Origin of the sequence: Enterobacter sp. MGH 33 (assembly GCF_000534535.1) — a bacterium.
GTDB lineage: Bacteria > Pseudomonadota > Gammaproteobacteria > Enterobacterales > Enterobacteriaceae > Enterobacter > Enterobacter hormaechei_C.
Genome location: NZ_KI973212.1, coordinates 2,247,307 through 2,260,219, shown reverse-complemented (window position 1 = coordinate 2,260,219; position 12,913 = coordinate 2,247,307). Strand labels below are relative to the sequence as shown.

Genomic DNA, 12,913 nt, shown 5'->3' with positions numbered 1-12,913 from the left:
ATGCTATGCATCGTCGCGGATATCCCTGTCGTATCGCCAGAAGGCAAAATCCCGCACTGGCGGTTTACCGTTGGCCCCCTTAACATCAGTGATGGAACGAAACGGCGAAACCCTGTTCACGCCAGTGGTCGAGCTGCTCCTGTTGACGAGGCGTAGGCGCTTTACCGGTCCAGACGAAGATTTTTTGCCCGGGGAAGAGTTCAGGACGTGGAGAATCAATCGGCTCAGCCAGCACGTCGATATGCCAACCCTTGTAGGCAAGACGGGCCGCTTCCAGCCACAAATGCGTACGGTCGTCGCACTCCCACCCGACCAGCAGCGCATCCTTACCTGCTTTTTTTCGCGACTCACCCAGGCTTGCAACGGCAAACTCAATCAGGACACCGTCCAGCAGGCTCGCCATGTGACGCACCGTATTCTGGTCCTGGTTCATTCGCTGCCGCACAGGGGTGATGATGTTATCTATCAGAACATCCATCGCATGGTCACGGCTGAACTCGCCGATTTTGGCGCGCAGTTTTGCCGGACTGGCATAGCGCAGAACGGTTAACATCTCTTCCTGAAACGATGCCCAGTTTCCCTGAGTCATTACTTCTGTTGTATTTTCAAGAAGCGCTTTTACTTTACCGACCGAAACACCCGTTTTCATCAGGCGTTTGATCTCTTCGATACGCAGGATATCTTCATCGTCAAACTGACGATGACCCCCTTCGCTTCGCTGCGGCTTCAACAATCCATAACGGCGCTGCCAGGCACGCAGCGTAACGGGGTTGATACCGCATCGTTCGGCCACTTCGCCGATACTGTAATAGGCCAATAACTCCCTCACGCACAATACTTCCATACCTAACCAAACCAACCTTATCAGATTGTACAAATCATTTGTATAACTAACTCCTCGTTCTGAGACAAGTGAATGGCTCAACGAACCACTCACTCGTTAATGTATTGTTGTATAAATTTAGCCGTACGTACAGGTCACTTTTAAGAGTTACGTACAGGTTTTTATAAATCGTACTTTTTCTCGGGCCAGGCAATCGCCGGTATGCCCCCCAGGCGCGGGCTGGCGAAAAGGTGTCCCTGGAACTGAGAAATCCCGGCAGATTCCAGCCACATCCACTCTTCAGCCAGCTCTACGCCTACCGCACAGAACAGAATTTCCAGGGAGGCGCAGCATTTAATAATTGACTGAATGATCGCCTGACGAGGGCCGCTCTTGTGCACGTTGGCAATCAAGTCACGGTTAATCTTGATTCTGTCCGGCTGAAACTGGGCCAGCAGTTGCAGACCGGCGAATCCCGCGCCAAAGTGATCGATGGCCACGCTGATCCCGGCGCTTTTAAGCTGTCTGACTGCGCTGGTGAACTCTTCGAAGCGCGAGATCGCCTCGCTCTCGGTGAACTCGACCACAATTTGCTCCGGCACAAAACCGTTCGCCTCAATTGCCGTCAGTAAAAAATCGACGGCGCCAGGAACATTGACCAGCGTCATCGGCAGCAGATTGATGGATAACGTTTGAGTCTGTAGGCCCAGCGCGCTGGCCATCGACAAAGCCACCTGCTTACTCTTCAGATCCGATTCGTACAGCGCCTCACGCGACAGGTTGGCAAAATAGCTTTCCGGAGACTCACCGGACGGCGTGCGGATCAGGGCTTCCCAGGAAACCACCTGCTGCATAAACGGATCGACGATAGGTTGAAATGCGAAACTACAGTCCGCGCCCTTTGCCACTACCGTCGGCTGGGTGGATAACGGCGTGTTTTCGGTGACAAATTCCCAGGCGTCAGCCGGAGGCAGCTCAAAGTAGTTGGCTTTTTCAGTAGACTCAACGAAGGTGCGGAAAAATTGCAGGGCGCGATCGTTATAGGTCAGCTGATAGCGGGTTGTGCCTTTATCAAGAACCTGTTGCAGCACTTCGTCGGTATCGTACTGACGAAGGTCAAAGAGCTCCATACCCACGTTGCCAAAACGTCTTGAAGGCCCGTGATCGCTTAATAATTCGACCACGTTGTGATGCCGTGGGTCACGGCAGATGAGCTCATAGATCTCCTTAACGTTATCAGCGGGCCCTTCAAGTAACTGAAAAAAGTGTGTGCCGTTAAACAGCAAAATCCCCGTAACATCGAACTGGCGATTTCTACAATTTGCAGCAGCGACCATGTCTTCCAGCGCTTTAACTGGAACGTCCTCGCAGATATGACTGCGGTAAATGATGGTTGTGAGCATGCTAATCCTGAAGATTGAGGGGGTGACCACGAAAACACGTGGGGAGAACTCTGTTATAGCACATTAATTGCCCAACAAATAATTTACATCTCAACGATTTACACGGCTTTTTTGCGTCATTTACGGGCTTGTACAACTCTGCAACGCCGCTTCGGATTGTACAATATATCTTGTGAATCCCGCAGTAAATCGTATAAGAATAAACACTTGATAAATAATGATTTTATAAAATATATAATAAAATCTTTAAAAAATTGTACATTTTAAATGTACAGATTTGAAAATTATGTATACCTTAAATGTAACGTTACTGATTACGAAAATTTACAGGAGCGAAACATGCAGCAGAACGGACACCTCGCAGACTCGGCAACAGCGATTGCGCAGTATTTCGAAAAAGCCGCGCTTCCAACCCAACAGGAAACATTGGGTCAGGTTGTTGTTGAAATTCTTAGCGACGGGCGAAATCTGAATCGCAAATCGCTCTGCACAAAACTGTTGAGTCGCCTTGAAAAGGCCAATGGCCCGGAAGAGGAACATCATTATCACATGCTTCTTGGCCTGCTCTTCGAACGTTAATGTCATGAACAGCAGTGATGCGGACAGACTGATCGACCAGCTTATTGGAGAAGCCGCTCTTTCACTTTTGAAGGAGCGCGGTCCCGTGACGACCGAGGGATTGGTTCAGCGTCTGCGTAACATGCAAGCATATGAAACGGATCCCCAGCGGCGGGAGACATTAGCGCGAGTGATAGCTGAAATCAGCTCTGGTACGCTCGCTTTTAAAGGTCGCAGAACCGCACAAGGACGAATACAGAGAGAGGGATCTCTCAAAAATAACCGAGACAATGTAGTGCCGTTATTTGGAAATGGAAAACCGTCCGATCCTAAAAAGATACATTGACTACAACTTTACAGCTACGGTGAGAACAAATGAGACAAAATATTCAGCTTCAACCCGAATACCACTCGGCCTTTTTAGATAGCGCGTTGTCGGAGTATTTCCGTCACGCAGGCGATCGCTTTGCTGAAGAGTCTGCCATTTTTTCGACTGCGGTTCGTTGTGTTCTCGCTTCCGAAGGTCATTTGACCAATAAAGCGATCATTCTCTGGCTAATCCAGGCGCTGGAATCCACCGACGATGTCGTTAAGGCGGATGTGATCCGCAAGACGCTGGAAATTGTCGTCGGTTACACCATGGACGATCTTTAACGCCTCCCCCATCCCTACGGATAGCGTGTCATCGTCAATTCTGACGAACAGACTGACGATGACACACCCTCTCTCCTTTAACGCCCTGTTAATCAAGAACGCTGAATGTGGCATGGATCCTGCTTAGTCCGCTAAGGGACTGGGCTTTCCAGTAAACATTGCTTCATTTCTTAACAGGTCTGTTATTGATGAAAAAAATCGCCAGCGTCTGCCCCTACTGCGGTGCAGGCTGCAAACTAAACCTCGTCGTTAAAAATAACCGGATTATCCGTGCCGAAGCCGCTGATGGCGTAACCAATCAGGGCACGCTTTGCCTGAAAGGGTTCTACGGCTGGGACTTTCTTAACGACACACGGCTGCTTACCCCCCGTCTGACGCAGCCCATGATCCGCTACAGCAAAGGCGAGGCCTTTACCCCTGTTACCTGGGAAGAGGCCATTCGCTATACCGCTCACAGGCTTAAAAGCACCAAAGAACAGTATGGCCCTCGGTCCATTATGACTACGGGTTCCTCACGGGGAACGGGCAATGAGACCAACTATGTGATGCAAAAATTTGCCCGAGCGGTGCTGAATACTAACAACGTCGACTGCTGCGCCCGCGTCTGTCACGGTCCGTCCGTTGCCGGTTTACAGGAGACCCTCGGCAACGGCGCCATGAGCAATTCCATTAACGATATTGAAAACTCAAAATGCCTGCTGGTATTCGGCTATAACTGCGCCGACTCTCACCCCATCGTCGCCCGACGTGTGCTTAAAGCACGTGAAAATGGCGCTAAAATCATCGTCTGCGATCCGCGTCATATTGAAACGGCACGCATTGCCGATCTTCATCTTCAGCTAATAAATGGCAGTAACATGGCGCTGGTCAATGCCTTTGGCTATGTCCTGCTGGAAGAGGAACTGTACGACAAAAACTACGTTGCCCGCTTTACAGAAGGGCTTGAGGCGTACCGGCTGACGGTAAAAGATTACGCACCCGAGCAGGTTGAACATCTGACGGGGATCCGCGCGCGGGATGTTCGTCAGGCAATGCGCATGTTCGCAGCGGCGCCTTCAGCAACGGTGATGTGGGGGATGGGCGTCACGCAGTTTGGTCAGGCGGTCGATGTGGTGAAAGGTCTCTCCAGCCTGGCGCTGCTGACCGGCAACCTGGGCCGCCCTGCCGTCGGCGTGGGTCCGGTTCGCGGGCAAAATAACGTTCAGGGTGCCTGCGATATGGGCGTTCTGCCCAATATGTTCCCCGGCTACCAGGACGTCACTGACCCGGCGGTCAGACTGAAATTTGCCGATGCGTGGAAAATCAATGTCAACCGGATGGACGATCGCGTCGGGACGCGTATCACCGAAGTGCCGCATCTCGCGCTGGAAGGAAAGATCAAAGCGTATTACATCATGGGGGAAGATCCGCTTCAGACAGAAGCCGATCTGGGGCTGGTCCGCCGCGGCTTTGAGGCGCTCGATTTTGTGGTGGTTCAGGACATCTTTATGACCAAAACGGCAGAGGTGGCTGACGTGCTGCTCCCTGCCACCTCATGGGGAGAACACGCCGGCGTGTTCACCTGTGCCGATCGCGGCTTCCAGCGTTTCGGCAAAGCCATTGAGGCCAGCGGCAACGTGAAGCGCGACTGGGAGATCATCAGCCTGCTGGCCACGGAGATGGGCTATCCCATGCATTACGAGGATAACCAGCAGATCTGGGACGAAATGCGCGAGCTGTGCCCCCTCTTCTACGGCGTGACCTACGAAAAAATGGGCGAGATGGGCCATGTGCAGTGGCCTTGCCCATCCCTCGATCATCCCGGCACCCCCTACCTGTACAAGGATAATCAGTTCGACACCCCTACTGGCAAAGGACAGCTATTTGCCGCCCCCTGGCGCGCCCCGGCGGAGACACCGGATGCGGATTACCCGCTGGTACTGTGCACGGTGCGCGAAGTGGGTCACTACTCCTGTCGCTCAATGACCGGGAACTGCGCGGCGCTGCAAAGCCTGGCCGACGAGCCGGGCCGGGTGCAAATGAACCCGGCCGATGCGGATGAACGGGGGATTGCCGAGGGCCAGCTGGTCTGGGTACGTTCACGCCGGGGTAAAGTGATCACCCGCGCCAGCATCAGCGAGCGCATCAATGCGGGAGCAATCTATATGACCTACCAGTGGTGGATTGGCGCCTGTAATGAGCTGACGCAGGATAATCTCGACCCGATCTCCAGAACGCCGGAAACGAAATATTGCGCCGTGCAGCTGGAGGCGATCGAGGACCAGCGCTGGGCGGAGGATTTTGCGGCTTCCGCGTACCAGACCATGAAGACGCGTTTGATCGCTGCGGTTAACGTTTAAATGCATTGCCGGGTGGCGGCTATCGCTGCCCGGCCCGCTATCCGCTGCTGTTTTACGTTATCTGTTGTGCATAATTATTTTCCAGGTAATCGCGAAGCAGGTTCGGACGGCTCTTTTTCTCCATCAGCCTTCTCAACAGTACGATCAGCTCGTAATCGCTTCGCAGATTAAATTTCTGCATCATCATATATTTATGGGTAAAGACCGTTTTTTCGCTCATCTTCAACGCGTTCGCGGTCTGCACCACCGACAGCCCCCGGTAAAAATTGACCATAATACGAATCTGTTGCCGGGATAACCCTTTATGCTGGCAGTCGAAACAGGTCTTTTTATTCAACGTGTAACCTGGTAATTGCGTCCTGAACCACGCGATAAACAGAACGCCGCTAATACGATCAAGCGACGCCCGGCGCGGAAGAAAAATAATGTCCTGAAAGCAGGAAGGCAGCGCCGAAAAACGCAGCTCATCGTCGACGAGACCTATCACAATTCCTTTTTGCCGGGCCAGTAACTCCGGAAAACAGGTCAGCGTTTCCCCCTGACATAATGAAAGAACAATAATATCGGCCTGGCTGACGTTTTCATTGGTCAGCGCCAGGTGAAATGTGATGGAGCGATGAAAGTTATGCTTAAAAAAATCGTCGAAAAAGCTCTGTAGCCCAGCCTGAAAAAACAGATCCGTTTCCTGAATCAGAATATTTAACATAGTTCACACCAACGTCTTTAAAAAAGGCTTATCACCGGCATTTAGTTGTACTGCATCGTCATTACCACAACCGCGCTGATGCTTCCCGGCGTGGCGCCTCCCGGCATGGATTTTACCGAGGCCAGCATAGCCAATGTCGCGGTTCTGTCCGCGGCAATGGTCTGGGTCATACTGGTGCCTGTTCCTTTAAGCGCGCCGGTTTGGGCATCGCGCATGGCTATCGCCACGTGCGTGGCCGAACCGCTGTTCATGAAATAGTCCGCTCCCGCCTCGGGATCGGGGCTGCCGGTGAAAGCGACGGTCACACTCTGCGTTCCCGTTGGGCACTGGGTAAACAGCAGACTGAAAGGCACCGGATCCGATGTTGAGCCCGGCGTCGCCATATTGGTTGCCTGAATATTGCCCAGGTTGACATCGAGGCTGTTACTGCCGCCATTAAATATGCACGGCGACGCAACGATATTTCCCGTCACACCGATGTTGACGCTATCAGCGGAGCATACCTTCCCGCTGAGTAAGGCAAGTAAAAGCAGTGTCCTGCATCTTATTTTCATCTTCTTACCTGCTACTGGTAGGTCACATTAAGGGTGGCGGAGGCATTCGCTGAACCTGACTCCACGCGGGTTAACGTCTGGTAATACCGGGCCGTTAATGGCAACGTCTCTTGCCCCCCGGCAGACTGCCGCAAGAATAGTCGGCTGTTCATCACCAGCGGTGCACCGTTATAGATAAGCTGCACCCCCACCCCTTTCGCAGTGCCGGCATTTCCCTGCCCGGTTAAGGCCATCACGCTGGTATTGGCGCTGTCCGGATTCTGTATTCCACTGAGCGAGACCGTAATATTGGTTCCGGCGGCGCAGGTTAAGCCCAGGTTTTGCGTGTTCTGTGCCCCCATCGGCGTGGTGCCCACCGTGGAGCCGAACGCCGAGGCGGGAATATCCCCTATCGGAAACGTCAGCTGGGCCGTATTCACCGTGCACGCCAGCGCATTGATGGTGCCGGAGGTGAGCTGCGTGGTCAGACCGTCACGGTAGAGGCCATCGCTTCCCTGAAGCGCCACGACGCCGATCGTCCCGGGGGTTAATACCCCCGATGAGACCGGGCCCGTCACCACCAGCTCAATCCTCCCGCCGTACCAGTCCACATAGGAGGTCTGCGCATTGTAGGAAAATGTATTGCTCGGGTTTTCAAAAAAGCCGTTGGAAGAAAAGCGTATCCCTATCCCGCTGACGTTCGTGTTGTAAACATGGTTGCCGTAGCTGCTCAACGTGGCGCCGTTGTAGCGCAGGCTGAATCCCAGCATCAGCGGATTCGTACACCCGGTAAGATAGGAGCCTGTGGCTGACGCCGCGCCGGAAAATACCACCGTGCCGACAGGCGCATCGCGCTGCACGTTGATCGTCCCCACGGACAGGGTTGAAAGCTGTGGGGTGATGGTGGTGCAGGTACCGGCCCGAGCCATATTTGCCGCCGCGAGCAAACAGAGCAGCAACATCGCGTTAAGACATTTCATGTTAGCGTTCCTGACGGCAGGTGGCGCGCATATCAGCGATCCCACCGTACGTTGAGTGATTCGGCAGCGTGAAATCAGCGCGGCATTGCTGGCTGGCTTGACTTCCCCATGTGGCGACTAACGTTCCCTGCTCGCGCATCCCGGTTAAATAGACCTGACCGCGATCGCCGACAATAAAACTGCCGCTGTCATCACCCACAAGGGTGACCACCGCCCCAAACGGAACGGCGCGATCGTTGTCGGTCAAGGTCATCAGCACCCGGCGACCTGACTTCGGCAGATAATCGGCTCTCACCACCGCTCCCCGCGTCGGCGTCACCGTGCGAGTGTTGATCTCCAGCTCGACATCGTCCGGCATCGTTTCCGGGTCGAGGGTGAGATCGTTTTTCCGGTAGACAGAAAGGTTGCTCACGACCGTATATCCGCGAAAATCTGTCCGTACACCGGGCTGATTGCGGATATCCACGTCGTGGGCGCCAGGGGCTTTGATTAAGACGCTGGTCTCCCCCAGCGGCTGGGAAAGCGTGATGCCATCAGCATGGGCGAGAATGCCGCCTTGCAGCCCGTAATTCAGGCGTTCACTGTTTTTGTCATAACCATAACCTGCCGTGACTTCGCCATAGGCGCCTTTGTAGTCCGCGTTAACATTGCCGGTATAGCCCACGCCCTCTGTGCCGTATCCCTGCTGTACGTTCCAGCTCAGGGCACGGTTCTCGAGCGCTACCCCGTTCAGGCCGACGTTATGCGTCGTCCCGTTATTCCCGCTGGCGTTCATGCCATAGTTAGCCCATGTCTGCGGCAAAAATTTATCCAGCGGAATGCTGACGTTGAACGCCAGAAGCTGGTCGTGGTTAGCGTTTTTTTGGCTGTCGCGGGTTTCTGACGCTGAGCGGACATTTTTGCTGTAAGTCCATGTCAGGCCATAGCTGATGTTATGCCAGTAGTTGCTATAGCCGACGCTCCACGAAGCCATCGACTTACCGTCATTCCAGTAATCTTCCCGCGCCGCACTGAGGGTAAGCGCGCCCAGGTTGTCCCCCAGCGTCTGGCTCATCGTCACCTCGGCACGGTTACGTCGCCTGTCCTGAAGCGCGCGGCTGTCGCCGTACGAATCGAGGACGTCCTGCATCCCGTAATAGCCGCGGGTCGAGTAGCGATACCCGGCAATCGAAAAGTTGGTCCCGGTATTGATAAAATTCTTGCTGTATCGGGCCCGCCACGACTGACCGTTTGTTTTCGCGGCATGCTCCGGCGTTGACCAGCCCTGAGTGACGTCTGCGGATATCGCCCCGAGATCGCCCATATTCATGCCCACCCCCAGAGCCGCCGACTGGTACTTATCTGCCCCCTGGACGCCGCCATAGAGCGTAATACCGTGAGGGAGGCCGTAAATTCCGGTCAATTGCCCGAAGGGGGTTTTCTCCACGCTACGGTTATACGAGCGATACTGCCCGGCGGTAAGGGCATATTTCAGGCGCCCCTCCCGTTGCAGGACCGGCAGCGAAGCGTACGGCAGGGTGAAATGTTGCTCACTACCATCAGCTTCGACGATCGTGACATCAAGGTCTCCCGCGCCGCCGGTGGGATACATATCCGCGATCTCAAACGCGCCCGGCGCCACATAGCTTTGGTAGATTTGATAGCCATTCTGACGCACCACGACCTGCGCGTTAGTCCGCGCAATACCGCGCACCACCGGCGCATAGCCTTTCAGGGAATCCGGCAGCATATCGTCGTCGGACGCCAGCTGGACGCCGCGAAACGGCATGCTGTCAAAGACATCGGCAGGCGCGGAACTGTCTCCGAGCGTAAGCTGGGCTTGCAGGGGAATAATCGCGCGCTGCATCAAGGTATAGACGTTGTCCCACTTATCCTGGCCGGACGCATCGCGGGACCAGGTGGTGTAGTTGCGTAACCGCCAGGGACCGACGTTGATCCCCGGCCGCAGGTTTGCATACTGGCTGTCGCTGCGGGTGCCTGCCCCGCTTCTTGCCCGGCTGTTTGCCCCGCTCAGGCTGTAGTTGAGCATGGCCGCGGTAATGCCTTCATCCCACATATCCGGCGGAACGTAACCTCTCGCTGGCAGGTCTATAGCCGCCTGTGGAATGCTAATCGCCAGACGCTGGGCGCCAAACTGAAAATCCGCGCTGGCCTGTGGAATCGCCCTGAGATCGGCGCATTCACTTTCCCCGGCGGCGAGCTGCGGGAAAAGCGCCGTTTTCACGCCCCACGCTTTTAACTGCCCGATACTCAGGCACGGCTGCAACGTTTCACTGCCGTTAGCATCCTTCACTGCCATAAAACGAATATCCCGCGTTTCCAGCAGCCGATCGTCAAGAATAATATCAACGTGGTATGTCCCGGGCGCCTGCGAGCCGGATTCAAAGGCAGATAAATCCGCTTTTCCCATTCCGGGATTATCCAGCTCTACCAGTTCCGTATTAAACGTCTCACTGGCATACAGTGTGGGAGAGACACCAGCAAGCGCGAGGGCAATAAATATTGCCAGGCGCGCAGGCTGCATTGTATTCAATGCCATTGTCATGACGAACACCTGATTAACGCGTAAGGATCACAAACTTGCCCGGTGTAATTCGCCAGGGCTGCCATAATCGTTAATGACTTTAAACGTCAGCGTATTGCCACTGGTTCCGTTCGGTAACGGAAAACGGGCTGTGCCTGAAGGCATCACGTACGTGACATCGTCAAGTTTCTTATTACCCAACGTAATTTCATTGAAATTGATAACGTACGGCGTAGGGTTATTAACCTGAAGGGTATTTCCCGCACGACGCCAGGTTAATTTATTGGCTTGCTCCTCGGGGGTAGACGCACGAAGAGTCTCTGGTCGATAAATTAATTTGATGCGCGTTTTGACGGCAATTTGCAGCGAGTTCATCTGCTTTGAGGCTGAAGGAATAGCTTTAATGTTCAGCCAGAATAAACTCTCCTGCCCCTGAGGCAGTGAGCCGGTCATGACAATACGCTCAAGGTTTTTTTGCCCGCCGTCCAGCCGATACAGTGGTGGCGTAATAATAAAAGGCGCTTTACCCGATTGTTCATCCTGAACATCTATCCACGACTGGATTAAATAAGGAACGTTATCAGGATTAGTAATACCTATTGACGCCTCTTTTTTAGTCCCATCAAAAATAATACGGGTGCCGCCAATAATTACTCCTGCACTGACGGATGTTAACGTCAGCGGTAACAGCGCCATAGCCAGGCCCGTTGTCGTGATAAAACGCATTTTTTTTTACCTCATAAAACAAGGGGCCGGGCGGCCCCCCGCCAATTACTGCCATTGACTTAGTTGTACACCACTGAGAAGTTTGCGACCGAGTTAGCCGGGCCCGCGGTCACGGATGCCGCGGTGGAGATATACTGCGCGTAGAAGTTCAGCGTATTATCAGCCGTACCGCTGAGCGGGTAAATATAGCTGTTGCTGCCGTGCAGCGGCAGATCGGCTTTATCTGCCGTCATCAGGTTAATCGCCACCCCGGTGGCCGCCCCCGCCACGGACGTATCAATCGCCAGCAGGCTAGCGTTGGTTAAATCCGGCGTGCCGTCAAAACGGACTTTTGCATTGGTGACCGTTACCGGACAGTTTTTCAAAATAATATTGAATTGCGTCGCAGCCGTTCTCGCCCCGGTTGTCGGGAATTCCGTTTTATAATAATCGCCTAATACCACCACCTGATTCTGGGATGCCACATCAACGTCGCAGGCAGAATCCAGAATATTCCCGTTAAAATTAACGGTACCGGCCGCTGCGAATGCATTGGTCATGGTGAGTACAGAACCTGCCGCTAACATTGCCATCATCAATTTTGTATTCATAATTTTATATCCCGTATTACTTTATTAATTACCGACATTCAGTTGCAGAAACAAAAGACCTTCCGACGAGTCAAAATTTATACAACTCTTTTTCCGCATACAATCAATTTTGAGGTCTAGCTGTAGACCCTCTTTTAACAATTACAAAACATATTCACTCGGAAACACCTTAAGAATAATGGCCAAAGTCTACTTTTAGACCTGAATAAAAAAGGTTTCAATTTCAATTAATTAAGACTCAAAAAAAAGCGAGTCTATAATTAGACTCGCCGCAAACATTCCCTGATCTGCTGGTTTTTAAGATAATTCTTTATGCCGATCAAAAAATGATCGCATCAGTCAGTGAGGTTTCACATGAATACCCGTTTCGCGCCTGAGTCAGATATTGATAAGTCAACAGTGCTCGGCGCTAAGCCTTTTAAGCACATTGAAAAAATAATCGATAATGTTTTGCCGCATGCGGAGAGAAGCATTATTGCCAGAGGAGAAATTATCCATTATTGCTCCGGCGATACCCGTCAATGCTTTTTACTGTTGCATGGCAGCGTGGCGTTGCACCGTCGCGGGGACGGTATCGTCTTAAATTCTGAATCCGCGCCATTTATACTCGGCGTGAGCAGCCAGTTATCGTCTGAACACCTGTACGTCAGAGCGCTGGAAACCTCAGAGGTGGCCAGCGTTTCGCTGGCGTGTTTCAATCATGTTGTCGCACAACAGAATTTATGGGAGCACTTCTCAAACCTGCTGATCTACACCGCATCGCGCGTCTACGAACATTGTGCCCAGATATCGCAAATGTCGGCTTATGACATTATCCGCTTTCAACTGGTTGAGTTGATGCAGGAGCCGGAAGCCATAAGACAAAACATTACCGCCGCGGCCTATATCAAAAGCCGCACCTATCTTTCACGCAGCGGCATTATGCGGATCCTCGCGGAGTTGCGGACGGGGAAATACATCACCATGGAGCGTGGCGTACTAGTTGAGATCCATCACTTACCCCGTAAGTACTGAGGCTGTATTTATCTCTGGAGAAGGTGGAAAAGAAGAGCGACACTATAGAGAGTACAGTCTCTT

Annotated in this window: 13 protein-coding genes; 5 read left to right on the top strand and 8 right to left on the bottom strand. The window is 53.0% G+C overall.

Going from position 1 to position 12,913, the window contains the following annotated elements:
* Window positions 1–85: 85 nt before the first annotated feature.
* Together L379_RS13295 and L379_RS13300 are read right to left on the bottom strand one after the other, a co-directional pair.
* Window positions 86–817, bottom strand: coding sequence for a MerR family transcriptional regulator (locus L379_RS13295; protein ID WP_032653320.1), 732 nt, complete (start codon window positions 815–817; stop codon window positions 86–88).
* Between the two features lie 188 nt (window positions 818–1,005).
* Complete coding sequence (locus L379_RS13300; protein WP_032653319.1) at window positions 1,006–2,226, bottom strand: diguanylate phosphodiesterase; 1,221 nt, start codon at window positions 2,224–2,226, stop codon at window positions 1,006–1,008.
* A 339-nt stretch (window positions 2,227–2,565) separates the two neighbouring features.
* Here L379_RS13300 and ycgZ point away from each other — a divergent pair, with 339 nt between their 5' ends.
* The 4 genes from ycgZ (at window position 2,566) to fdhF (ending at window position 5,777) form a co-directional block, all read left to right on the top strand.
* Window positions 2,566–2,805 (top strand): regulatory protein YcgZ, encoded by a 240-nt coding sequence (ycgZ, locus tag L379_RS13305; RefSeq protein WP_017384632.1) that lies wholly within the window; start codon window positions 2,566–2,568, stop codon window positions 2,803–2,805.
* Window positions 2,806–2,809: 4 nt separating this feature from the next.
* The gene (locus L379_RS24960) at window positions 2,810–3,130 is read left to right on the top strand and encodes a hypothetical protein (protein ID WP_045892962.1); all 321 of its coding nucleotides are present in this window, start codon (window positions 2,810–2,812) and stop codon (window positions 3,128–3,130) included.
* Between the two features lie 29 nt (window positions 3,131–3,159).
* On the top strand, window positions 3,160–3,438 hold the full coding sequence (locus L379_RS13310; protein WP_032653318.1) for a biofilm/acid-resistance regulator YmgB/AriR: 279 nt from the start codon (window positions 3,160–3,162) through the stop codon (window positions 3,436–3,438).
* A gap of 188 nt (window positions 3,439–3,626) precedes the next feature.
* Window positions 3,627–5,777, top strand: a complete 2,151-nt coding sequence (gene fdhF / locus L379_RS13315; RefSeq protein WP_032653316.1) for a formate dehydrogenase subunit alpha — start codon at window positions 3,627–3,629, stop codon at window positions 5,775–5,777.
* 52 nt (window positions 5,778–5,829) lie between these two features.
* Here the strand turns inward: fdhF and L379_RS13320 are convergent, their stop codons facing one another.
* Genes L379_RS13320 through L379_RS13345 form a run of 6 tightly spaced genes read right to left on the bottom strand, consistent with a single transcriptional unit; the run spans window position 5,830 to window position 11,836 of the window.
* On the bottom strand, window positions 5,830–6,483 hold the full coding sequence (locus tag L379_RS13320) for a helix-turn-helix transcriptional regulator (protein WP_015570713.1): 654 nt from the start codon (window positions 6,481–6,483) through the stop codon (window positions 5,830–5,832).
* Between the two features lie 41 nt (window positions 6,484–6,524).
* Window positions 6,525–7,037: a fimbrial protein gene (locus tag L379_RS13325; RefSeq protein WP_026094315.1), complete on the bottom strand. Its 513-nt coding sequence runs from the start codon at window positions 7,035–7,037 to the stop codon at window positions 6,525–6,527.
* A gap of 11 nt (window positions 7,038–7,048) precedes the next feature.
* Window positions 7,049–7,996 carry a fimbrial protein gene (locus L379_RS13330; protein ID WP_032653314.1) on the bottom strand — a complete coding sequence of 316 codons (948 nt, stop codon included), beginning with the start codon at window positions 7,994–7,996 and terminating at the stop codon, window positions 7,049–7,051.
* Window position 7,997: 1 nt separating this feature from the next.
* A complete protein-coding gene (locus L379_RS13335; RefSeq protein ID WP_032653312.1) occupies window positions 7,998–10,541 on the bottom strand; it encodes a fimbria/pilus outer membrane usher protein in 2,544 nt (847 codons plus the stop codon).
* Between the two features lie 27 nt (window positions 10,542–10,568).
* On the bottom strand, window positions 10,569–11,246 hold the full coding sequence (locus L379_RS13340; RefSeq protein WP_023303536.1) for a fimbrial biogenesis chaperone: 678 nt from the start codon (window positions 11,244–11,246) through the stop codon (window positions 10,569–10,571).
* A 59-nt stretch (window positions 11,247–11,305) separates the two neighbouring features.
* Window positions 11,306–11,836 (bottom strand): fimbrial protein, encoded by a 531-nt coding sequence (locus tag L379_RS13345; RefSeq protein WP_032653309.1) that lies wholly within the window; start codon window positions 11,834–11,836, stop codon window positions 11,306–11,308.
* A 354-nt stretch (window positions 11,837–12,190) separates the two neighbouring features.
* Between L379_RS13345 and L379_RS13350 the strand changes: the two genes are divergently transcribed.
* Entirely contained in the window at window positions 12,191–12,850 is a 660-nt protein-coding gene (locus L379_RS13350; RefSeq protein ID WP_015570718.1) for a winged helix-turn-helix transcriptional regulator, read from the top strand.
* Window positions 12,851–12,913 lie beyond the last annotated feature (63 nt).

Coding starts and splice junctions, on each gene's coding strand:
- L379_RS13300 (WP_032653319.1), bottom strand. CDS start 2,226: ATGCTCACAACCATCATTTACCGCAGTCATATCTGCGAGGACGTTCCA.
- ycgZ (WP_017384632.1), top strand. CDS start 2,566: ATGCAGCAGAACGGACACCTCGCAGACTCGGCAACAGCGATTGCGCAG.
- L379_RS24960 (WP_045892962.1), top strand. CDS start 2,810: ATGAACAGCAGTGATGCGGACAGACTGATCGACCAGCTTATTGGAGAA.
- L379_RS13310 (WP_032653318.1), top strand. CDS start 3,160: ATGAGACAAAATATTCAGCTTCAACCCGAATACCACTCGGCCTTTTTA.
- fdhF (WP_032653316.1), top strand. CDS start 3,627: ATGAAAAAAATCGCCAGCGTCTGCCCCTACTGCGGTGCAGGCTGCAAA.
- L379_RS13320 (WP_015570713.1), bottom strand. CDS start 6,483: ATGTTAAATATTCTGATTCAGGAAACGGATCTGTTTTTTCAGGCTGGG.
- L379_RS13325 (WP_026094315.1), bottom strand. CDS start 7,037: ATGAAAATAAGATGCAGGACACTGCTTTTACTTGCCTTACTCAGCGGG.
- L379_RS13330 (WP_032653314.1), bottom strand. CDS start 7,996: ATGAAATGTCTTAACGCGATGTTGCTGCTCTGTTTGCTCGCGGCGGCA.
- L379_RS13335 (WP_032653312.1), bottom strand. CDS start 10,541: ATGACAATGGCATTGAATACAATGCAGCCTGCGCGCCTGGCAATATTT.
- L379_RS13340 (WP_023303536.1), bottom strand. CDS start 11,246: ATGCGTTTTATCACGACAACGGGCCTGGCTATGGCGCTGTTACCGCTG.
- L379_RS13345 (WP_032653309.1), bottom strand. CDS start 11,836: ATGAATACAAAATTGATGATGGCAATGTTAGCGGCAGGTTCTGTACTC.
- L379_RS13350 (WP_015570718.1), top strand. CDS start 12,191: ATGAATACCCGTTTCGCGCCTGAGTCAGATATTGATAAGTCAACAGTG.